Annotated in this window: 1 protein-coding gene; it reads left to right on the top strand. The window is 73.1% G+C overall.

Annotation, left to right across the window (positions count from 1 at the left end):
* On the top strand, positions 1 to 546 hold a 546-nt coding region (locus tag L6Q67_RS24325), incomplete at both ends, for a glycosyltransferase N-terminal domain-containing protein (protein ID WP_296576342.1).

Raw genomic sequence — 546 nt, 5'->3', positions numbered from 1 at the left:
GGATACGGCCGCATCGGCGGCCTCGCCCGCGAGGCCTTCGCCCACCTCTCGGCGATCGGCGCGCAAACCGAGGCCGACGGCCAGCGCATGACCTACCTGGGCGCCCGCTACGTGATGATCACCGGCAACATCAAGTTCGACATCGCCCCGCCGCCGGCCATGCAGGCGCTGGCCGCCGACTTCCGCAACCGCTTCGGGCCGCAGCGCGAGATCCTCCTCGCCGCGAGCACCCGCGAGGGCGAGGAAGGCCCGCTGCTCGAGGCCTTCGCCCGGACGTGCCCGCCCGAGGTGCTGCTGGTGCTGGTGCCCCGCCACCCCGACCGCTTCGACGAGGTCGCCAGGCTGGCCAAGCGCGCCGGCCTCAAGCTGCAGAAGCGCTCGAAGGGCGTGCCGGTGATGGCCGACACCCGGGTCTGGCTGGGCGATTCGATGGGCGAGATGTACGCCTACTACGGCGCCGCCGACGTGGCGATCATCGGCGGCTCATGGGCCCGGCTGGGCGGCCAGAACCCGATCGAGGCCAGCGCGGTGGGCTGCCCGGCCATC

Source organism: Zoogloea sp. (genome assembly GCF_023150065.1).
Taxonomy (GTDB): domain Bacteria; phylum Pseudomonadota; class Gammaproteobacteria; order Burkholderiales; family Rhodocyclaceae; genus Zoogloea.
Note: the sequence above shows the minus strand (reverse complement) of the source record. Positions and strands in the feature narration are given on the sequence as shown.